Origin of the sequence: Methylovulum miyakonense HT12 (assembly GCF_000384075.1) — a bacterium.
Classification (GTDB): domain Bacteria; phylum Pseudomonadota; class Gammaproteobacteria; order Methylococcales; family Methylomonadaceae; genus Methylovulum; species Methylovulum miyakonense.
The window spans coordinates 3,926,079-3,947,738 of record NZ_KB913025.1 but is presented as its reverse complement, the minus strand read 5'-3'; the positions used below and the strand labels follow the sequence as shown (position 1 = coordinate 3,947,738).

General features: G+C 50.5%; 19 protein-coding genes. 2 read left to right on the top strand and 17 right to left on the bottom strand.

The genetic code is table 11. The features are described 5' to 3' along the window. Window positions 1–26: 26 nt before the first annotated feature. The 15 genes from accD to speA form a co-directional block, all read right to left on the bottom strand. Entirely contained in the window at window positions 27–944 is a 918-nt protein-coding gene (gene accD, locus METMI_RS24660; RefSeq protein ID WP_019867968.1) for an acetyl-CoA carboxylase, carboxyltransferase subunit beta, read from the bottom strand. A gap of 1 nt (window position 945) precedes the next feature. Beyond that, entirely contained in the window at window positions 946–1,758 is an 813-nt protein-coding gene (gene trpA / locus METMI_RS0119395) for a tryptophan synthase subunit alpha (RefSeq protein WP_019867967.1), read from the bottom strand. Further along, on the bottom strand, window positions 1,755–2,957 hold the full coding sequence (gene trpB, locus METMI_RS0119390; RefSeq protein ID WP_019867966.1) for a tryptophan synthase subunit beta: 1,203 nt from the start codon (window positions 2,955–2,957) through the stop codon (window positions 1,755–1,757). The genes trpA and trpB overlap by 4 nt, the downstream gene beginning before the upstream one ends. A 263-nt stretch (window positions 2,958–3,220) precedes the next feature. Continuing rightward, entirely contained in the window at window positions 3,221–3,847 is a 627-nt protein-coding gene (locus tag METMI_RS0119385; RefSeq protein ID WP_019867965.1) for a phosphoribosylanthranilate isomerase, read from the bottom strand. Window positions 3,848–3,942: 95 nt separating this feature from the next. Beyond that, window positions 3,943–4,578, bottom strand: a complete 636-nt coding sequence (locus METMI_RS0119380) for a DUF2231 domain-containing protein (RefSeq protein ID WP_019867964.1) — start codon at window positions 4,576–4,578, stop codon at window positions 3,943–3,945. An 87-nt stretch (window positions 4,579–4,665) separates the two neighbouring features. Beyond that, window positions 4,666–5,466 carry a tRNA pseudouridine(38-40) synthase TruA gene (gene truA / locus METMI_RS0119375; protein ID WP_019867963.1) on the bottom strand — a complete coding sequence of 267 codons (801 nt, stop codon included), beginning with the start codon at window positions 5,464–5,466 and terminating at the stop codon, window positions 4,666–4,668. 345 nt (window positions 5,467–5,811) lie between these two features. Beyond that, window positions 5,812–6,186, bottom strand: coding sequence for a hypothetical protein (locus METMI_RS0119365; protein WP_019867961.1), 375 nt, complete (start codon window positions 6,184–6,186; stop codon window positions 5,812–5,814). Window positions 6,187–6,399: 213 nt separating this feature from the next. Then, window positions 6,400–6,837: a hypothetical protein gene (locus METMI_RS27550; RefSeq protein WP_019867959.1), complete on the bottom strand. Its 438-nt coding sequence runs from the start codon at window positions 6,835–6,837 to the stop codon at window positions 6,400–6,402. A 9-nt stretch (window positions 6,838–6,846) separates the two neighbouring features. Beyond that, window positions 6,847–7,746: a GAF domain-containing protein gene (locus tag METMI_RS24655; RefSeq protein WP_198007944.1), complete on the bottom strand. Its 900-nt coding sequence runs from the start codon at window positions 7,744–7,746 to the stop codon at window positions 6,847–6,849. An 8-nt stretch (window positions 7,747–7,754) separates the two neighbouring features. Beyond that, the gene (locus METMI_RS0119350; RefSeq protein ID WP_019867957.1) at window positions 7,755–8,228 is read right to left on the bottom strand and encodes a hypothetical protein; all 474 of its coding nucleotides are present in this window, start codon (window positions 8,226–8,228) and stop codon (window positions 7,755–7,757) included. Between the two features lie 59 nt (window positions 8,229–8,287). After that, window positions 8,288–8,638, bottom strand: a complete 351-nt coding sequence (locus METMI_RS0119345) for a hypothetical protein (RefSeq protein ID WP_019867956.1) — start codon at window positions 8,636–8,638, stop codon at window positions 8,288–8,290. Between the two features lie 99 nt (window positions 8,639–8,737). Further along, window positions 8,738–9,598: an NAD(P)-dependent oxidoreductase gene (locus METMI_RS0119340; protein WP_019867955.1), complete on the bottom strand. Its 861-nt coding sequence runs from the start codon at window positions 9,596–9,598 to the stop codon at window positions 8,738–8,740. A 61-nt stretch (window positions 9,599–9,659) separates the two neighbouring features. Then, a complete protein-coding gene (locus METMI_RS0119335; RefSeq protein ID WP_019867954.1) occupies window positions 9,660–10,676 on the bottom strand; it encodes a ParA family protein in 1,017 nt (338 codons plus the stop codon). Beyond that, complete coding sequence (locus METMI_RS0119330; protein WP_019867953.1) at window positions 10,673–11,881, bottom strand: ATP-binding protein; 1,209 nt, start codon at window positions 11,879–11,881, stop codon at window positions 10,673–10,675. Before METMI_RS0119330 ends, METMI_RS0119335 begins: the two co-directional genes overlap by 4 nt. A 116-nt stretch (window positions 11,882–11,997) precedes the next feature. Further along, window positions 11,998–13,827 carry a biosynthetic arginine decarboxylase gene (speA, locus tag METMI_RS0119325; protein WP_019867952.1) on the bottom strand — a complete coding sequence of 610 codons (1,830 nt, stop codon included), beginning with the start codon at window positions 13,825–13,827 and terminating at the stop codon, window positions 11,998–12,000. A gap of 897 nt (window positions 13,828–14,724) precedes the next feature. On the opposite strand from speA, the gene METMI_RS0119315 reads away from it, so the two are divergent. Further along, complete coding sequence (locus tag METMI_RS0119315; RefSeq protein ID WP_232215255.1) at window positions 14,725–15,543, top strand: GGDEF domain-containing protein; 819 nt, start codon at window positions 14,725–14,727, stop codon at window positions 15,541–15,543. A gap of 177 nt (window positions 15,544–15,720) precedes the next feature. Here METMI_RS0119315 and METMI_RS0119305 read toward each other — a convergent pair whose 3' ends face one another. Then, window positions 15,721–17,040 (bottom strand): hemolysin family protein, encoded by a 1,320-nt coding sequence (locus METMI_RS0119305; protein WP_019867948.1) that lies wholly within the window; start codon window positions 17,038–17,040, stop codon window positions 15,721–15,723. A 916-nt stretch (window positions 17,041–17,956) separates the two neighbouring features. After that, window positions 17,957–19,057: a sigma-54 interaction domain-containing protein gene (locus tag METMI_RS0119300; RefSeq protein ID WP_083930409.1), complete on the bottom strand. Its 1,101-nt coding sequence runs from the start codon at window positions 19,055–19,057 to the stop codon at window positions 17,957–17,959. 514 nt (window positions 19,058–19,571) lie between these two features. Between METMI_RS0119300 and METMI_RS0119295 the strand changes: the two genes are divergently transcribed. After that, window positions 19,572–21,275, top strand: a complete 1,704-nt coding sequence (locus METMI_RS0119295) for a hypothetical protein (RefSeq protein ID WP_019867946.1) — start codon at window positions 19,572–19,574, stop codon at window positions 21,273–21,275. The last annotated feature ends 385 nt before the right edge of the window (window positions 21,276–21,660 follow it).

Below are 21,660 nucleotides of genomic sequence, written 5' to 3'. Positions count from 1 at the left end.
AATAAGCCTAAATGTATATGATCTGATTAAGCCGCAAACGCGGCATCATCTGCCGGTTCGGCCGTTTCTGCCGGGATGGCTCCAGGGGCTTTGCTGGCCATTAAAATGGCTAGGATATCGGCTATCTTATCGCGCATCAAGCGTCTATCAATGATCATGTCAATAGCCCCGTGTTCCTGCAAAAATTCACTGCGTTGGAAACCTTCGGGCAATTTTTCCCGCACGGTTTGTTCGATGACGCGGGGGCCGGCAAAACCGATCAGGGCATTGGGTTCGGCAACATTAATGTCGCCCAGCATCGCCAAGCTGGCGGAAACGCCCCCCATGGTAGGGTCGGTCATGTAGGAAATGTAAGGGATGCCCGCTTCGGATAATTTAGTTAAGGCGGCGCTGGTTTTTGCCATTTGGAACAAGGAAAACAACGATTCCTGCATACGCGCCCCGCCGCTGGCTGTAAATACGATAAACGGGACGCCCAGTTCCAAGCTTTTGTTAATGCCGCGCACAAAGCGTTCGCCGACCACCGAGCCCATAGACCCGCCCATAAAACTAAAATCAAACGCGGCAACGACGATGTCCTGGCCTTTGAGTCGCCCTTTCATCACCACCAGCGCGTCATTTTCTTTAGTTTGCTTTTGGGCAACGACTAAGCGTTCCTTATATTTTTTGATGTCCCTAAATTTCAAAGGATCCAATGGCTTGATGGTTTTGCCGATTTCTTCGCGGTTGTTCTCGTCCAGGAACATATCGATACGCATTCTTGCCGAGATGCGCATGTGATGGTCGCATTTAGGGCAAACGCTATAATTTTTTTCCAATTCCGAGTTGTACAGGATGGCGCTACAGTTCGGGCATTTGCTCCACAAACCTTCGGGTACTGTCGTCCTTTTCGTGGCCGTATCGGTTTTGATAAAAGAAGGGCGTAATTTTTCTAACCAACTCATATTAAGCTCCGTTGCTGTCCATCGCTAGCCGCATGGACGCTAACAATTCAATGATTTCCTGTTTGGCTTGCGCAGGGGTGTCTAGGTTCGCTTCAATTTTGCTGATCAAGGCGCTGCCTATGACCACGCCATCACCTAACGCCGCAATTGTTTTTGCCGTTTCCGCGTCTTTGACACCAAAGCCAATGGCCACCGGCAAGTTTGTGTTGGCGCGTAATTGTTCGAGCTTGGCTTTGACATTGGCGGTGTCCAAGTGGCCGGCGCCCGTCACCCCTTTTAGGGACACATAATACAGATAACCGCTACCGATGGCATCCATCAAGCGGATACGTTCTTCGCTACTGTTAGGGGCTAGCAAGAAAATCGGGTCGATGTCGCGGGCTTTCAGCAAAGCAGCGCAGTGTTCGCCTTCTTCGGGCGGCAAATCGACGGTTAAAATGCCATCGACCTCGGCGCGGGCGGTGGCGTTGGCAAATTCTTCATAGCCCATCGCTTCGATGGGGTTCAGATAGCCCATCAGCACAACTGGCGTATGTTGGTTGGTGCGCCGGAATTCCATGGCTATTGCCAAGGTGCGGCGCAAGCTCATTTTGTGCGCCAAGGCGCGTTCGCTGGCGCGTTGGATGACTGGGCCGTCCGCCATCGGGTCGGAAAACGGCACGCCCAATTCGATCACGTCAACGCCCGCTTCAACCATCGCGTGCATCATCGGTACGGTGAATTCGGGGTACGGGTCGCCAGCGGTGATGAACGGGATTAACGCCTTACGGCCTGACTTGGATAATTCTTCAAATTTGGCGGCTAATCGGCTCACAGTTCTATTCCTTCTCGTCTTGCCATGGTTTGCATGTCTTTGTCGCCACGACCGGACAAATTAATGATGAGTGTTTGGTCCGGGCGCATCGTGGGTGCGAGTTTCATCGCGTAGGCCATCGCGTGGCTGGATTCCAGCGCAGGGATGATGCCTTCCATACGGGTCAGCGCGTAAAAGCCATCCAAAGCTTCGTTATCGGTGATGCTGACGTACTGAGCCCGTCCGGTGTCTTTCAGCCAGGCGTGTTCAGGGCCGACACCCGGGTAATCCAAGCCAGCGGAAATCGAATGGGTTTCGATGATTTCGCCGTCGTCATCGGCCATCAGATAAGTGCGGTTGCCGTGTAACACGCCCGGACGGCCTGCCGACAAGGGCGCGGAATGCCGGCCGGTCGCTATGCCGTCACCCGCCGCTTCCACGCCGACCATCGCCACGGAAGCATCGTCAATGAACGGATAGAACAGACCAATCGCATTGGAACCGCCGCCGACACAGGCGACCAGCGCATCCGGCAAGCGCCCGGTCGCGTCCAAACATTGCTGTTTGGCTTCGCGGCCGATAATCGCTTGGAAATCGCGGACCATCGCAGGGTAGGGGTGGGGGCCGGCGACCGTGCCGATGATGTAGAAGGTGTTGTCGACGTTGGTCACCCAATCGCGTAGGGCTTCGTTAAGCGCATCTTTCAGGGTTTTGGAACCGGACTCCACGGCGACGACGGTCGCGCCCAGCAATTTCATGCGGTAGACGTTCAAAGATTGCCGCGCGACATCGACCGCGCCCATGTATACCACGCATTCCAAGCCCAGCCGCGCCGCGACCGTGGCGGTGGCGACGCCATGCTGGCCTGCGCCGGTCTCGGCGATGATGCGGGTTTTGCCCATGCGTTTGGCGAGCAGGGCTTGGCCAACCGTGTTGTTGATTTTGTGCGAACCGGTATGGTTGAGGTCTTCGCGTTTCAGGTAAATTTGCGCGCCACCCAATTCGCGGCTCCAGCGTTCGGCGTGGTACAAAGGCGAAGGGCGGCCGACATAGTATTGCAAATCTTTGTCCAGCTCGGCGATGAAATCAGGATCGTCCAGATAGCGTTGGTAGGCGGCGTTCAGTTCCTGGATCGGTGGGATCAGGGTTTCAGCAACGAACATACCGCCGTAAGGGCCGAAATGTCCGCGCGCATCGGGCATGGTGTATTTTTCTGTCATATTTATAATTGTTTCATAAGTGCTTGCATCTTAAATTTCATAATTGTTCCGGCAAGCACTTATGAAACAATTAATAACTTATTGAAGGGGCAATTAATATAGAGACTGTGAAAGAATTATTTTATGTCCACGAAAATCACGAAAAAACACGAAAGTGTAAAATCAGATCAAATATAAGTTATTGAAAGTTATTATTTAATTGTTTCGTGTTTTTTGTGGGCAACCATTAATTCTTAGAGCATTTTGCAATACTTTCACAGTCTCTATAGCGTATCCCCTTGAGTAACTTCCTTTAAAAACGCCCGCATTTTTTGCGCATCTTTAATACCTTTGCCAGTCTCCACGCCGCTACTGACATCCAGCGCGTATGGCCTGACCATTTGTACGGCGGCTCTGGCGTTGCCGGCATCCAAACCGCCCGCCAAGATAATCGGCAATGCGCAATCATTCGGGATCAACTCCCAATCAAACTGGCTGCCCGTGCCGCCTTTGGCGTGTGGATGGTAAGCATCCAGCAACAAACCGTCGGCATCGTGATAATCAGCCGCAAGCTGGTGGACATCCACGCCGTCCTGCATTCGAATCGCTTTGATATAGCGTTTGCCATAAATCCGGCATTGTTCCGGCGTTTCATCGCCGTGGAATTGCAGGCAATCAATAGCCACATTTGCCAGCACATCGCGTATCTCGGCTTCGATTGCATCGACAAACAAGGCCACGGCCGTCGTAAAAGCGGGCAGGGCGTTGACGATATTGCTTGCTTCGGCGATTCCGATATGGCGCGGGCTGGGTGGATAAAACACCAAGCCTATGGCATCGGCACCTGAACGCGCAGCAAAAACCGCATCCTCGACACGGGTAAAACCGCAAATTTTAACGCGAGTTCGCATAAAGTGATATGGGAATTTAGAAAAATTATGAGATTAAAGGAGTTGCTTGCTTTTCATACCGTGCTGGATGGTTCGTGCCGTTTGTGGACGGAAGCTTATTCGTGAGGGTGTTCGTGGTTATGGCCGTGTTCGTGGCCAACACCATTTTCCGGTACCGGAACGGCGGCAACCGCGACACCGTATTTGTAGACCATCAACCCGCCCAAGTCCGCCCCCAAACTCAACAGCAAGCATAAGATCGCGGCGGCGGACAGGAATAAGCCATTGGCAACGCCATGTAAAGCTGCGCCTGTTTTCATGCGCCACAACGACAACACCGTTGCCAAGGACAACACCGAAATGCCGAAATGTTCGTGGCGTTCCATAATGGCATGGACATTGTCGCCGTGCGGGACGGTATCGGCGGCGATAAACCCCGCCAGCACCGTGAAGGCGGCGGCGACCGTACCTAGGTATAAAAACCAACTGGCCACTTCACGCCATGACGGTTTTTTGGCCACAGTCGCCACGGCATCCACGGCAAAAAAAGCCAGCAAAAAAGCGATGGGGAAATGCACCAGCATGGGATGGATGTTCATCATCGCCGAGACGCCGGGCATCAGGGTCGAAAATAGGCCGCCTGGGGTGGTTGCGGCCAGCCCTTCGATGAACGCCAGCAAACTGACGAGGCCGTCAGCCAAGCCGCCGTGATCCTCGCCGCCGTGGATTTGGAAAGATAAAAAATTGTACATAGCCGTTTTAATGTGAAGGAAGCCCGATCAATAGGCACAATCTACCTGATATTGCGGGAATTGCAACTCGCTAGCAGGTGCTGCAAGCTAATCAAAACGTTTGGCGTCACTGGGCAATTTAGAGAATATCGGATTTTTAACCAAGCCAAATTCATCGGGATAATACACCCCGCCCAGATATAAGCCTTCCGGTGGCGCCGTTCTGGCGGCGAGTTTGCGGTCTTTCACTTCCAATAAAAAACGTGTCCAGTCAAGCGGTTGCTTGCCTGTGCCGATCTCCATCAACACCCCTGCAATATTCCTGACCATGTGATGCAAAAAGGCATTGGCGGAAATGTCCATCACCACCTGGTCGCCATTGCGGTGAACTTCAATAAAGTACATCAGCCGGTTCGGGCTTTTGGATTCGCAACTTTGGGCGCGGAAGGAAGAAAAATCATGTTCACCTATGAGAAATTGCGCGGCCTCGTGCATTCTGTCCGCATCCAAAGGCGCGTAGCACCAGGTGGTCTGTTGGTGAAGCAAGGCCGATTTGACCGGACGGTTGCTGATGACATAGCGGTAAAAACGGGCGATCGCGCTATAACGGGCGTGGAAACCGCCGCTTGCAGGACGCGCCCAGAGTATCCTGACATCGGCTGGCAATTGGCTATTGCCCCCTAACAGCCAAGCCTCCAAAGGCCGCACGGCATCGGTGTCAAAATGCACCACTTGCTCCAGCGCATGGACACCGGAGTCCGTGCGTCCGGCACAGCAGACCTTCACCGGATGGTGGGCGATTTTGCTTAACGCCAGTTCCAATTCTTGTTGCACACTTCGGGCATGTGCTTGTGCTTGCCAGCCGGAATAATGGCTGCCGTTGTATTCTATGCCTAGGATGATGCGCATTAATGTGGGTTATAAGGGATTGCTTGACTGGGGTTTACGTGAAATCCATTTTAAAAATGGGCGGGTGCGGGCAATTCATCAATGGGTGGCAATTTTAACTGAATATAGAAATCCAGTTGCCAAAATATGCTTGGAAGGCCTGCGGTTTTCGCGGAGCCATACGGCGTGGCGTAACTGATGGCCCCGGAAGGGTGATGGAAGCGGTGGGATTAGAGAGATAACGTGGCGGCCACCGTTATGGTGACCTGGCCGAAAGTTTTGCCTAGCTGTTGGCAACAGGTCCAGTGCTTAGCTGGGGTGGCTGGCGTCCTGCCTTGGCCTTGAGGATAAGCCTGTCCATCATCCTTATGCCTCGCCGGGTGATTTTCTGAAGATATTGATTGCCAAGGCGACAAAACCAACCGCCACTATGGTGGAACCTATACTGGCAAAGGGTTCGCCTAAGCTGGCATTGCCACCGTAAATCAGGGCGATGCCCACTAAGGTGATCGGCAATCCGATATTCTGTGACCAGAAATGCACTTTGGCCAAGACATGTTGCGCCAAGTAAGGGAAGGCTTGGTAAATCAAGCCGGATAGGGCCAGTGAAACCCAGCCGAGCAGGTTGGCGTGGGCATGGGTGTCGCGTTGTGCAAAAGCATGGCTGGCGGCCATGTAAATACCAATGCCTATGCCTAACAGTGCGTAAATTACCGCGATGCGTATGAATTTAAGTGCCATGGTTGTCTCCCAGAAATTAAAAGAAATTCAAAATGATAAGTTTATCATTTTGAATTATCGGGTTTATTAAGAAACCCTTTGCCGCTTCTTAAAATTTTCTTAACTAACGGGGTAAGTCACGTCCGGCCATAGCGCCGCTGGTAAAACCCTGCGCTTGATTGTGGGGGAGGGCGGTTTTAAGCAAAAGCCGCAAATTTTCCGGCCTCTTCGTTTTCATTTGGCAACATTGTTCAGTACCAGCGGGCGGGAGAGGGTTAGGCAAAATCGTCCGCGCCCGGCTTTTTCAATACGGACCCCGCATTGCCTTTCGTCCAGGCGGCGCTTAAGTAAAACGAGCCGCGCTTCCAGATTATCCGACAATTCCGGCAAACCAATCTCAGGCTGCAACCGTAGCTCACGATTACTGAAATTGTTACGGCCTTGTTGTTGGTATTCCTGCGCCAGATACCACAGTATCGCACCGGCAACGCCTTTGATCAGGTAGCTGCCGTTAATAAACAGGCTATGGTCACATTGGAAATGGCGGATATGGATGGGGAAGCCGTCCACCAAAGGATATTCGGAAAAAAGGGGCGGCGTTTCATCAGGACAAGGCTCTGCAACCTCAGTCAAACGCTGGATGGCATTGGCGAGATGGGCGGCCAAGGTCATTAGCGCATCTTAGTCATCATAGCCAAAACGCAGGTCTTGGTCGCTTTCGACATAAAGCACGCCCAATAACTGTCCGTCAAAGCTGACGGGGACGGCCATCTGGCTACGGCATTCGGCAATGCCGGGTATTGGAATGGCCGTTTCCAATTGTCCGGTCAGGCCGATTTGTTCCATGCTGGCGCGTATGGCTTTGCCGTAGCCGTACTCGCTGGTGCTGTGGGCAATGCGTATCGGCGTTTGTTCGCGCCCGGCGATACCGATCACGCCGTAGCCTAGGGGCGTTTCCGAACCGATACCGGCCGAGCCATAACCGATACTGGCGACCGTGTACAAACACTGGCGTGCGCCATCGAGCATCAGCATCATGGCATATTGGATGCCGAAATTTTCCTGCATCACTTCCATCAGGCCACTGAACAGCTTGTCCAAATCCATGTGGGCATTGAGCCGGAACGCGCTTTGCCGGAGTAAGGGCAACAGGTTGGGGCGTTTTTTCTTGGCTTGAACATGGGCAACAGGCAGTTCTTCCATATCCAGCACTTCGTAAACGTCTGCGCCCAGCAAGCGGAATATGCCAGCCATGCCGGTGTGCGCGGCAATCCCCGACAACTTTGCCCGCATCATCTCAAACAACGGCCCTGAAGTTTCCGTATGCAGGTAATGCAAAGACAGCCTATAGCTGGCGGCGGTTTCCGAGTGCGTCACATACAGCGTGGCATAAGGGTTAGCCAAAATATTGGCGCGGGTTTTGTTAAAAAACTGGAAGGTAAGGGCGATATGCCGATAATCCATGTATTGGAATTGGGAAAGGTAGGCAATGTTGGGGATGCCATCAAGCGAGCTGGTGGCCAGTACGCTGGGCACGCCACCATCAAAACAATCACGCAAGGATTCTAAAGAAAACGGCATGGCGGTCACTAAGCAAGATGGCTGCCCGCCAAAGGCCCTGGCGTTTGTTGGTAAACCGCCAAGGGTTTCACAAGCATCGCAACCGGGTCTTCGGCATAAAGATAACTGGAAATAAATGCCTGCCCGTAACCTAGCGGGGAAATTTGTTCGGCAAAAGCCTTCCGGTGGTTTTCCAAATGGCCGAGTTCCATGTCCGTTAAAGGCCGTGTCAAGGTAACCAGGCCTTTGATTTGGATCGCTTGTTCAGTTAAGGGCAGGCAAAATACCGCGGCGATATGCGGGTGGGTGATAACATCGGCTAGCAAATCGGCAGACGTATGGCGTGAAACAAAAACCGATAAAAGCCCGCTTTCCGCCAACAACCGGCAGCCTATCCCCCTAGTTATGGCTGGCCTTTGCAAATTGCCGCAACTGGCCACGCTGATGGCGGCTCCGGCATGCAATAAACCGGTGAGCCTGGTAATATCCACAAGGTCTTGCATCGCTTACCTTTTTGGGTTATGGCATTGGTTTAGTTATATTTTTAGTGGCAAGGCAGCTGTCACCTACGGCTATTGAACGGCATTAAGGCGGCCATCAGCAATATAATGACCAGGACGGGCCAGAAAAAGGGGGCGAAGAGGAAAACCGCGAATAGGGCGACAAAAAGGGCGGCAAAAAATATCACCAGGCCAACGCCAAAAAACAGCAATGCCGCCAGGACGCCGCTTATCAACATCACCGCTAAAACGCTGGGGATCGCCGCAAATTGGACAATGGCGTTGTCTACTGGCTGGCCATTGACGACCAGCTTAAAGACGCCGACATCGGGATGGAACAAATAGCTTAGCAGGGCAATGATGACGCCTATGAAAAATACGGTGGCGATTAGGGAATGGCGTTCTTGTTTCATAGCGGTTCCTCAGCTAGGGGTTAAAAATTTCGGAAATTATGGCCGATAGTCTTGCGCTGGGTTTTGGATTTTACAGCAATTATGATTTAAACCTGTTCCTCAATGTCCGCTTTTTAGGCGAAACAAAGCCGATATGTCTTCATCGCCATGGCCTGCCGCCATGAGCTGTTCATATTCGGTAATGGTCATCACCGACAAGGGAATCGCCACCTGGGCATTTTCCGCCATGCGTTGGCAGATTTTTAAGTCTTTGTGATGCAAGGCCAACTTAAATCCTGGCGCAAAGGTCCCGCTGGTCATCGTCTTGCCGCGCTTATCCAAAAACCAATTCCCCGCCGCACCACCCGCCACCGCGTCGATGACTTTTTCCATTGGCAGGTTTTGCGCCGCCGCAAACGCCAAGGCTTCGGTCACCGCTTGGTTGATGCCAGCGCACATCACTTGATTGACCGCTTTGGTCGCTTGCCCCGAACCTGTAGGGCCAACGTGGATAATGCGCGATGACATAGCTTCCAGCACCGGACGCACTTTGTCCAAGGTATCCGCATCCCCGCCGATCATGATCGACAACGTGCCGTTGTTCGCCCCTTCCACACCACCGGAAACGGGCGCATCCACAAACGCCACGCCTTTTGCCCGTAACAACACCGCCGCCTGTTGCGCGGTTCCGCTGCTGACTGTGGACATATCCACCACCACCGTACCCGCTTTGGCAGTCCCGGCAATCGCTGCAACCACCGCCAACACATCGCTATCCGCCGACACGCAGGTCAGCACCACATCCATGTCAGCGGCAAGCTTGGTAATGTCTGCATAAGCGGTGACGACAGCCAGTTCCGCCGCCAAGGCTTGGGCTTTTGCGGCAGTGCGGTTATACACGCCCGCCAGCAAACCCGCTTTGGCAAGGTTGCGTGCCATCCCTAAGCCCATTGCACCTAGGCCGATAAAACCAACTTGCATGTGTTTCTCCTGTTTTTTATGGCAATGCCAAATGGTTTTTAATCTGGTTGGGTATGGCGATTCATAGTATTACGCCAATGAGTCCGGCGATTCTTATAGCCAGTTCTCTGAAATCTTTTTTGGCATCTTGCACTGCGCTGGCGTGGCTACCGATAGCACCATCTGCCGGGGTCAAATTAAAGATGGCTTTGCGGTGTTCTTGAGCCATAGGCATTAGGCTACGGTAATGCTTGATAATGGCAAGGCAGTATGGGTCATCTGCCTGTTTCATCGTATTGATAGGTGCTTCATCCAAAACCGCTTCCCGATAGACATTTGGGATGCGGTTGACCCATTTGTCATAGGCTTTTACAGGACGGTCAAGGCGGACACTGTGTTGCTGGCAGAGATAACCAATAGGTTTCATATTACCTTTTGGCAATTCCAAAGCACTATAGTTGTGGGCTTCGGGGCTGCCTTGCCAGTTGTGCAGCCTTTTATTCCAAGAGCTTTTCCAGCTTTTTAAAGTGGGCCCTAGATTGCGTAGGCCTTGTAAAGAAAACAAATCTGCTCCCAAAGGAATGACTACATAATCGGTTGCGATTAATACCGAGCGATTAATCGCACCAAGGTTGGGCCCTATATCCACCAAAATGATGTCGGCTTGCACTTTTGCAGCTGCCATTTGCATGACTTGCCAAAAGGCACTGATGATTCGCATGGGGCGGTACAATGCCCTGTCGCCCATGCTACTGGGCCATTCTTTGGACAATTCGTCCTCAAAGCAAGACAAATCGACATCGCCGGGTAGGAGGTATAGGTCGGTTGCTATTCTTTGTAAGGCTGGTTCTGCAATGTCATTAACTTCCATAAGCGGCTTTACGCATTGGTAGATAGTGGAGCCTGAATTTTGCGTACTCCAAATAGTTTCAATATCTTCTTCATCCAAAAATGCTGCGGTTAGGTTAGATTGCGGGTCAAGGTCAATAATCACCACGCGTTTACGCAAACTGGCAAACATCCAAGCCAAATGGTAAATCAAAGAGGTTTTTCCGACCCCGCCTTTATTATTAAAGAAAGTTAAAACGGGAGGTGTCATGATTTGGCCTTCAATGTGCAAACGACTGCGCTTTGGTTCGTTTCAAAAAGTGGTTCAGGATTGCCATTATTAGCCATTTCCCGCCTGGCAACGGCAATGCCACGGCCAAAAGCTTGAATAAAACCAAACGTTTTTAAAACATCCCCCATATTCGGGTTCCGGTAATCAGTAATTCCCGGTTTACCAAAATTCTCAGAGGTCACATTGCCATAAGGGCCGCCAGGACTGTTAATTTCAATCCGGTCATTAAACCAATAAACCCTAACCGGGGCATTCGTACTTTCATAGCTTCGGTGCAATACAGCGTTGTATAAGATTTGCTGGATAGCGGCAGAAGGGTACGGCATCCCTTTTTGATGAGTTGGGGCTGACGTAATGTCGACTGTAACCCGATTATGGGCTTTGAGTTTTTCTTCGGTACGGCGCAACATTTCCACGACCGCCCCCCCGATATTTTCTTCATCAATGACTGGATCAGCCAACTCGGTGCCGTCAATCCTAAGGAATTGCACGTACGCACCCGGCAAGAAATCTTGCGGGCTTTTACCTATGGCTAATAAACCCATGACCGTTGGTATCGGGTCATCGGGTGAAACAATCATTTTGCAAGAAGCAAGACGTTGCTCAAAAGTGCGTCCGTTCGTTTCCAGCACGTCGGCGGCAAAAGCAGCAGGTAGGTATTCATTTTCGAAAATGACCCGTGATAAATCTGTGAGTTTTGCTGTAGGGATCGGATAAATGTCAAATGGCAGGTTTTTGTAACGACGTTTCTCATTGAGGATACGCTCGTCCTGTGCGTTGGCAATGGCGCGGCGCGGGCCAATCCGAATCCAGATTCGGCCTTCATATTTGACTGGGGGCATGTCAGACGGCATGACCGTGACCACAGCCATGTCAGCACCTTTCAGTTGTCGTTTTTCTACCGATAATACGGGTAACGGCAGAATGTTGCCATCTGTCTTGATGTCAGCTAATGCCAGCAACAGTTGGTCTGTTACCTCCAAACCACTTGGCTCCCCATTGTCCTTGGCGCCAATAAATAGAACCCCAAGTCCATTATGATTAGGCAAATCATTGGCAAAAGCACAGACAGCTTGGCGTGCCTTTTTGGGGACATCGCCCTTGAAAGATTCCTTACGTTCAACCCGGTCAGATTCGAGAGCGTCTAATAAAGCCAAAAGCGCTTGGTCGGATAAATTTATCATTATTGTCACCTGTTTCCTTACTAATTCGATGAGAAGCGACACCGCCGTATCCCGCAGTTTACTGTGCTAATTTCGATGGGCTTCTCATCCTACAACATCTTTCTAACTCTCAGAGCCTATTTTTCTAAGTAAGTATAAGCATTCAACCCCGCCACCAACTCCTGTTCATATTCCTGACGTTGCCCGTCACTCAAGTCACTGTTCGCCAATTTCTCCCTAAACGCGGCTTTGAGTTCTTCGCTGCTGATATGCACATAATCCAGCAATTCCGATACGTCTTCACCTTCTTGCAGGTCGTAGAAATGGTAGCCGTTGTCGTCGAGTTTGATATTGATGGAATGGGTGTCGCCGAACAGATTGTGCATGTCACCCAAAATCTCTTGGTAGGCACCGACCATGAAAAAACCAATCAGATACGGCTCTTCACTGTTGATGTTATGTACAGGCAGGGTTTTTTCAAGATTTTGCCCGTCGATGTATTGGTCGATACGTCCGTCCGAATCGCAGGTCAAATCTTGGATAACGGCGCGGCGGGTGGGTTGTTCGTCCAGGCGGTGGATGGGCATGATCGGGAAGATTTGGTCTATGCCCCAAATGTCCGGCAGGGATTGGAACAGCGAGAAATTGCAGAAAATCTTGTCGGCAAGTTTTTCGCTCAGTTCTTGCAAAATCTCGGCTTCGTTTTGGTTGTTCGAATTGAGTGAATTTTGCAGTTGTTGGCAAAAAATCGCGTAGTCATTTTCCGCTGCTGCCAAGCCGTTGATGCTGAGTTTGTCGCGGGCGAATTTGGCGCGGGCTTCGGACAGTTGGAAATAGGCATCGTGATAGGCTTCAACCAGATTACGGTTATCCGTTACGTCCAGCGCGGCTTTATCGTTACTGTACACCGATTCAATGTCAGTGACGTTGGTGATGAGCACGGCGTGGTGGGCGGTCAGGGCGCGGCCAGATTCGGTGATGATGTCGGGTTGTGGCACTTGTTTTTCGGCGCAGATGTCGGCGAAGCTGCGGACGATGTTGTGCGCGTATTCGTCCAGGCTGTAGTTGATCGACGATTCGCGGCGTGAACGGCTACCGTCGTAATCCACGCCCAAACCACCGCCCGCATCGACGATTTTTATCGCCGCGCCCAAGCGGCGCAGTTCGACATAAAATTGCCCGGCTTCTTTCAGGGCGATTTTAATATCATGGATGTTGGCGATTTGCGAACCCATGTGGAAGTGCATCAGTTTCAGGCAATCGAGCAAGTTGGCTTGCTTGAGGCGCTCAATCAGTTGCAGGACTTCATAGGCATGAAGGCCGAATTTGGATTTCTCGCCACCGCTGTTTTGCCATTTGCCCGCGCTGATGCTGGACAAACGGACACGCACACCTAGTACAGGCTGTACATCCAGTTTTGCCGCTTCTTCGATAATCAATTCCAGTTCCAGCGGTTTTTCGATGACCAGATGCAGGTTCAGGCCCATTTTCAGGCCGATCAGCGCGAGGCGGATGTACGCGCGGTCTTTGTAGCCGTTGCAGACCACCACGCCTTGGTGCGACAAGGCCATGATCGCCAGCAATTCCGGCTTGCTGCCCGCTTCCAAACCGATATTATCCGCCGCCAAAATGCCTTCGACGACCTGCCGCTGTTGGTTGACTTTGATTGGATAGACAGGCGTGTATTTGCCTGTGTAAGCCAGTTTGGCACAGGCATTTTTGAAGGCATTGTCCAAACGGATGACGCGGTCTTTCAAAATGTCGGTGAAACGCACCAGCACTGGCAAGGACAATTGTTTGTCATTTAAGGATTGGGCAATTTCAAACAAATCCAAACTGATGGTTTTATCAGCACTGGGTCTGACGCAGACATGCCCGTTATCGTTAATTGAAAAATAACTGTTACCCCATGAGTCTATGGCATAGGTTTGGGCGGATTGTTGGATAGTCCAGTTGCTTGGGTTCACTGATTGGCTCCGGTAAGAGGGGTTAGTTTATAACGGGGTTACGGGGTAGGGTGGTGTCTGGAATATGCAGGGGCTTTGCTTCCATTGCTTTGGCATTACGCATAAACCGTACAATAATCCCCGCTTCTAGCTGATCAGGGGCTAGGTTGCCAGCCGGATATTCCACCTTCCCTTTGGGGGGCGTGACAGCAAGGAACTGGCGTCTGTTATGAAACAGAATGACCTGGCTGGCTCCCTGTCCCTTACATTGGGGATTCTGTGCATAAGGGCTCCTGACCATTATTAAGGCCTAAAGTGTAGTCTACGGCGGGTGTGTAAACAACGCTTTTCATGGCCAGCGGAAGGGGGCGCCATCATTTTTCATGGTGAATGGATATGGCGCCCCATTTGAAAGTGGTGTGCTTTGTGACCGGGCAGATCCGGCTTTTGTATCGGTGAGGCATCGTCATTGCTGGCATCCTATCGCTTAACGGTAAGATGCCGTGCCCATTAAATTTCCGTCCAGTTATGGGGAGGGACCGGATATGGTCAACTAGCGGGGCTTGGCCGGTCGTTTTTGTTTTTTGGCGGGGGCTGGCAGTTACGGCGAAGATATAAAAGCGTTATACTGGAACATAAGCAGACTATGTAAAGTGACTGGCAATGAAAAAAAACATTTATTACAAACTAAGTAGTGAACCTCTAATCATTAACAGCTTTAGACGGACTTTGGGTGAAATTGAATGGCTTTTATTGGTTTTGATATTATTTTATTTAGTTGTAGGAAAAATTGAAAACGTTGAAAAACAATTGGTTATATTTGCGTCTTGCTTATATGCAGTAGGGGTTGCCTCTTTCCAATATTGGGATTTTTTTAAAGAGGCAAAACAATGGAAAATTGCCTTCCAAAGCTGGGTGATGATCATTTTTATCAGCTGGGTGATATGGTATACAGGAAAACTGCAAAGCCCCTTGTTCAATTTGTACTTGTTGCCTGTGCTTGCCAGCGCCATCACTTTAGGTAAATTAGTCACCTTATTGCAAGTCGGTTTAATTTTTTCTATTTTTTTGTATCTAGGAAGCAATTTTCATCAAAACCACATGGATGCATTATTTTCCATGGCCGGCAGTAGCGATGTGTTGATGCTGTTTTTCCCGATGTTATTGGTCGCCTATATATCAACCATGCTGACTTCGGATATTCAAACCGGTTTTAATAGCCTTAAATGCGAATCCGAAATAGACGATCTAACCAAATTATTTAACTACCGGACATTTAAATCGGTCTCACAAAAATTGCTTAACCAAGCCAAACGCCACAATAGGAAGGTATCGGTGCTCATGATAGACGCCGATAATTTGAAAACTACCAACGATTATTTCGGCCATGAAGCCGGTAATTTATTGTTGGTCAACATCGCCCAGTGCTTAATTTCGGTGCTTAGGGACGGCGATATTGCCGCACGCTTTGGTGGCGATGAATTTGTGGTGCTTTTGACTGATTGTAAACAAAATGATAGCGCCCAAGTTGCCCAACGGATCATTGAAGAATTCCATAACACGCAAATCCGTTACCATGGCGAGAACATAAAGCTAAGTGCCAGTATTGGTATCGCCAACTTCCCTGAACATGGCGACACCCTGGATGTTTTATTGGCCAAATCCGATAAGGCCATGTACGCCAGCAAACATCAAGGCCGATGCCTGGCAACGGTTTATAGCACAAAATTGGATTGATAAGCCGTTTCCTGGCCGTAAGCGCTTATTCAAATAGCTATGGGATCAGGCGTAAAGCTTGCTTCCTTACCCAAAAAGAAAACATCATCATGGCCCAACCCCGGAAGGTGATTTTAATGCTAAGGCAGACGGCATGAAGCAGTCTTTTGGCATAGTCACTTACCTAATTAAACAGGCTCAAATTAGCGGTTCTTTAGGATAGATTTGGACCCAAACAATACGCGGGCCATGCATTTTTTTGACCACCAGGTCAAATTGGTTAAATTCAATTTTCTGGTTCTCTACCGGAATATCGCCAAGTTTGCTTAGGATGAGGCCGCCAATTGACACGGTGTCTTCCAAATCAAGTTCTTCGTTCTCAACATCTATCCCCAAAATCCTCTCCAGAGAAAATATCGGCAAGCTGCCTTTGCCGATCAAGGTGTCGTCTTCTAGGCGGCTCCAGTCATTACTGTTTTGGCGGAACTCGTCACGTATTTCGCCGACCATTGCGCTGATCAGGTTATCCAAGGTAATAAAACCTTCGGGTTTTTGCCCTCTTTCTCCGATGACGGTGAAGTGGGAAGCGCCAGTGCGGAAATGGCGTAATAAGTCCAGTGAGGGCGTGTTCGCCGGTATATATTGGATGGGGCGTAAGTATTTGGTCAGCTCGCCAATGGCTTTGCCTTTTTGTTGGGCAAGGAACAAATCCTTCAGGTGAATGACCCCCAACACGTCAGTTTTATTGGTGTCGAAGTACGGATAACGGCTGAAGCGTGATTGGTATACGATGTCCAGGTTTTCCTCCAAGGTGTTGGTGTGATGTAAGGAAACCATTTCGTGGCTAGGCCGCATCAGGTCGGACACCTCCAGTTTGCTGAAATCGAGCGTTTGCGCCAGGATATTCCATTCGTCGCGGGTAAAGCGTTCGTTCAGGCGGTTGCTGCGCAAGATCAGTTTGAGTTCGTCGGCGGAATAGCGGGCATCGTGGTTATGGGCATGACCCGGGCCAAACACATAGAGCACCAGGTTGGCACTGGAATTGAGCAGCCAGATCGCAGGGAACATCAGCCAGTAAAATCCGTAGAGTGGCACGGCGGTCCAAAGGCCGATGCTTTCGGGGTTGCGGATCGCCAATGATTTGGGTGCAAGTTCGCCTACCACAATATGCAAAAAGGAGATGACCGAAAAAGCGATGGCGAACGAGATGCCGTGTATCAGCTCCGGCGAGGTGACGCCAACCTTGCCTAGGACAGGTTCCAGCAGGCTGGCGAACGCAGGTTCGCCGACCCACCCCAAACCCAGTGACGCCAGCGTAATGCCCAACTGGCAAGCCGATAAATAGGCGTCCAGCTTTACATGCACTTTGGCGAGGATACGCCCACGTAAGCCCCGCGTTTTGGCAATTTCACGGATGCGCGTCTGGCGTAGTTTAACTAGGCCAAATTCTGCCGCCACAAAAAAGCCATTAAGGGCAACCAGGAACAAGGCAATAATGATCAAAAATAGGTTAGTCATAGTGGGACGGTTTGGGGCCCGAAAAAATTTACGCTAAATTTTAAAAAACAGGCAAAAAAACTAATGTGGAATGGGCCAGTGGGGTATCCCGCAACGCTGTGCAAGCAGCTTGGCGTTAAGCGCGGCCAGGTAATGGGATCGTAATTTGGGTGGTTGATAACTGATAGAGAATCGGGGGGGTATTCTTACGCCCTGATTATACTCGAACGTCTGGGGCAAAATCCCAATACTTTTTGAGGATGGCTTAGATTTTTTAGCGCCGCAAGATGGGCAAGGGCTTAGCCGGGGATTCCTATACTGGGGGAGGCTATTAAAGGAAACGGGGCGGCAGGGATGCCAAGTCGAATAAAGGCTATTGCTGGCTTGGCTATGGTTCCCTAGCCTGCTGGATGGGAACCTATAAAAAGGGTGGATGTTATTGGCAAGGCTTAGCTGGATTTTTTAAACGCCTTAGCCCAGGCCGGCAGTGACCGGAACTTGTCTGCTGCCTTTTGAAACGGTGTGGCCGTGGCGGGCGGATACTCGCTGTTGTGAGGCTATTATCCCCCATCCGGCACTACACCGGTGGTCACCAAAACGCCCTAGTACTCAGTCAATGTTGAATTGTCAGTATGATTTTCGTAGGGGCAAGCGGTTGCCCGTCTGATCGCTACGGATGTTGGTGCAGGCCATAGAAAAGGCGGACAACCGTCCGTCGGGTTTAGACTGGCCCGACAAAAAATCAAGGCTGTGTCACCGTTAATTGTGGAAGCCTTAAATGACGCGGCTTTGAGCGAAAGCCGCAATCCGCATTAAATAAGGCTTTGCGCCGAACATAAAATTTTTTCAACAACTAACGGTGACATAGCCAAAATCAATGACCGGGCACTAGGCTTTTAGGATTGGACGGGGCCTTATGTTTAAGCAGGAGAAAACCCTATGCCAAATAACCATAACGTTTCAGCCGGTGGCGCAAGATATTCCGGCTGATGCCGAGCAGGCGTCCGGTTTGCACTTGATTGTTCTCGCAATGTTCATAGGCGGTGCGGATAATGGTTTCTTCAATAGTATCAAACAAATTGCCGGTGGGTTGTTCGTACAATGCCGCTAACGCATTCTCGAGCGCTTTTAGGGAATGCGCTTCTGAATTAGGGTTGGCTTGGCTGCGTGACACCCCAAAATTAGGGTTTAAATGCAGGTCATCGAAAGTGACATTGCCGTCCTTACTGACGAGCAAGGCGTGGTGGATGACGTTTTGTAGTTCACGGATATTGCCAGGCCATGCATAGCCCAATAGCGCACGTTCGGCGTCCTTGCTTAAGTCAAAACTGTTGAGTTTCAGGCGTTTGCCGTAACGTTCCAAAAAATGCCGGGCTAAAGGCAAAATGTCGCCCGGACGCTCACGTAACGGCAATAAGTCCAGTGCCGCGACATTTAAACGGTAATACAAATCTTCACGGAACCGTCCCGCTTGCACGGCCTCTGCCAGGTTGACATTGGTCGCCGCGACAAGGCGCACGTCAATAGAAATGGGGGCTCGCGAACCAATACGGACCACTTCCTGTTCTTGGAGCACACGCAATATCTTGACTTGCGTGGACATGGGCAAATCCCCAATTTCATCAAGGAACAAAGTGCCGCCGTTAGCCGCTTCAAACCAACCGCCACGGGCATTTAATGCGCCTGTAAAGGCCCCCCGTTCATGGCCGAACAATTCGCTTTCCACGAGTGATTCGGAAAATGCGCCGCAGTTTACCGCGATAAACGGGCCATTCTGCCGTTGGCTAAATTTATGGACTTGCCGCGCCACCAGCTCCTTACCGGTGCCGGTTTCGCCTATGATCAGCACCGTCGCATCGCTAGGGGCTATCCGTTCGATGTATTCCAACAGGCGGACTGAGGAAGGGTCGGCAAAAACGATTGCTGTAGCCCTGACCGATAGGGCATGGGAATCAGGGTTAGGTAATGTAATCAGTGGCTCACTATGAAAATTAGTATGCACATGATTAGATATTGTGATGTCCTTGTAAGTATTCATATAATTTTTTTAAATAGTAAGAAATCATTATGAGCGGGCGATTCCAAAGTGATCGTAGCCGGCGGGTAGCGGCACGATGGCCTAAGAGTTGCCCATTTCTCAAATGGGTATTTCCATTTTTTGCGTATCACCTATTACTCTAACAGGCAATCTAATCAATTTAGTAATGATAAATTGTTATGTGGTTATCTAATTTTGGCATATATGAGGCGGGTTTCACGTTCGGTTTCTTGGTTATTTAATTATAAGTAATTATTTTTAATTAAAATTAGTTGTTTTAATGGGAAGCTGGCGCACGCCGACACCCCATCATTGTTTCCCTTTACTGATGTTGATTGATCAGCATCAGATCAGCAGATACTGCTCGCCAGCCAACAGATTATTATTTTTTTATTCAAAAAGTTAAATATATTCAATTGCTTATGAATTGGCATTGTAAATGCTGTAGAAATGCCAGCAGAAAATAATCTGCACGATGCATTAATTTACAATTTGAAGAAAAAAGGTAATTTCTATGAAACAATTAAATACATTGGCCCTTGCGGTTTCGTTACTGGCCGGTTCGCAGGTGGCAAATGCGCTCACGCCATGGACAACGGGTTTTAATTCCCCTGACGTCGCGGTTTATACCTCAGGTGGGGCGGCACAGGATAAAGCGTTCGGACAGGTTGTCACCACCACCCTGGCGGCGCCTGGCACCCTTGACACATTCAGTGATGTGGATCCGGCGACAGGTTCAGTGGGCTCCCGTTGGACCGTGTACTATTTCACGGGCAACGCCAATTTGGGCGCAGGCTTGGCGGGCAAAAAGATTTTGCTTGAGAAGCGTTCGTACGGTGCGGCAGGCTACGGGGTGGTCCCCTTGTTGGCTTCTTCCGGGGCTGGCCTTGCGCTTGAGCATTTAAAGATTGTGGGCTTAAAGCAAGCGGACTGGGAAGTGGATGGGGTTGTGGGGGGCAAAAAATGGAAAAAAACTATTGATGCCAGCAATGGTAGCAAGTATTTGGTTAAAAAAGTTTCGGACGCCGGTTTTTTGGGCGTTGACCCGCAGGTGCTGTTAAAACCTAAGACCCAAAACTACCCGCTTCCTGTCAATCAAATCATTACGGGCTTGCCAGATGCTGGTTGGCCTTTGACATTGACTAAAGTCCCTACTACAGGCACCAATGCTTTTACGGTCGTGCCTACGGGTGGTTTGGTTTATGGCGTGGCCGTTACCTTGGACTTATATAAAATTTTGCAGGCCGCCCAGAAAAAGGCGGGTACTTTGCCAAGCAGCGTCGTGATAGGCAGTTACGACGAAGGCAGTTTGCCCAACCTTAACCGCAATGTCCTTGCCTCATTGCTGGCTGGAAAAATTGGCGCTTGGGAGCAAATTAAAATTGTCGATAAAACCGCCGGTAATGTTGTAAAAAGCCTTTTGGATCCTAGTATTCTTGCCGCCGCTGGCGTGGTGGCCCCTTATAAGGAATCAACCACAGGCAGTAATTTGACTCCGGTTGCTGTGGGCAAGCGTAATCCGGGTGCGGCAATCGGCGCGGTCGCTTACGCCAAATTCCTTAACTACCCTAGCACCAGCAATTCCTTTGCCCCAGCGCCAACCACAACTGACAATGCACTGGATGAAGACGCCGCATTGCCGATTGTCAAGGCTCCCGGCGGTGCCGCCGATACCGGAAACCTTTTGAAAGATTGGCAAAACGGCACCAATGCTACTGGTTACAACAACGTCATTGATGGCGGCAATCCGGCCAAACGCTGGGGTATCGCCATTAATAGCGCTGACCGTAACAGTGCGGTCACTTTAGATGGTACTGGCGGTGACCCTTGGCGTTATATCAGGATTGACGGTTATGCGCCGACGTTGGAAAACGTCGCCGCAGGCGTTTACCCGCATTGGGCGGAAGGGGCTGTCATTTACCGTACCAGCAAACCAGCTGATACACTGTGGGCGGTCAAAACCAAGCTTCTGAAAGCGTTTGCCGATGACTTGGGTAGCCCAACTGTCGCCAATGCGGTCAATACCACCCAAGCTTGGGGTAAGACCGGCATTTTTGCGACAACCGCAGACCCTCGTGGATTTAAGGCCTCTGTGCCATTCAACAGTAGCAACCCGGTTGTGGCGTTTACGCATAGCAATGGCGGCACCACGCATGCCGATATTGTCCCTGTGGCCGATTCGGCTGCAACTGGCGGCCTAGCCATCCAATTGAAATAGGCTTGGTGTTACAAAGCGGCCACAAAATTCGTTATTCGTTTGACATGAAAATCATAGTGGTGGGGCAGGGGCGTCTAATACATGCGCTTGGCGGATCCAAGCCCGTCCCCGCCACCTTACTTTGAAAAAGCTTAAAAGGCTTGCTCCGGCATCTGCTTAGCTAAGGCTATTTGGCAAAGCAGGGCCACCTTACCCAAAGTGTGTCTACAGTTGAAATTTGTGGGCATCTCCCCATTTCAGGGGCAAGTGCAACTTGCCCCTGTCCTCCTTAATTATCTCCACTCTAAAAGCAAGTAGGGGCGGACGTCTGTCCGCCAGGCTGTACAAAAATCCAAAGCCATTAGGCAGGCCGCCCGACCCTATAAAAAGCACTGTCGGCGGTTCA